This window comes from Rhizobium sp. SVR5-9E (genome assembly GCF_056755095.1).
On sequence record NZ_JBNDHS010000721.1, the window covers coordinates 1 to 237 of the forward strand.

At 43.9% G+C, this 237-nt stretch carries 1 protein-coding gene; it reads left to right on the plus strand.

All coding sequences use genetic code 11. The annotated features are described in order from the left end of the window. Positions 1–237, plus strand: a 237-nt coding sequence (locus tag ACPYOJ_RS36715; protein WP_481420593.1) for an SDR family NAD(P)-dependent oxidoreductase, incomplete at its 3' end; no start/stop codon positions are given.

Consider the following 237-nt stretch of genomic DNA (forward strand, 5'->3'; position numbering starts at 1 on the left):
ATAGTTAACAATGCCGGATATGGACAGTTGGGTACGCTGGAAGAACTGAGCGATGAAGAAACGAGAGCGAATTTTGATGTCAATGTTTTCGGAACTTTAAATGTAATCAGAAATGCAATGCCTTACCTGCGCGCGCAGAAATCCGGGAATATCTTTAACATTTCATCGATTGGAGGCTATTACGGAGGATTCCCGGGATGGGGTGTTTACTGTTCCACAAAATTTGCTGTAGCAGGC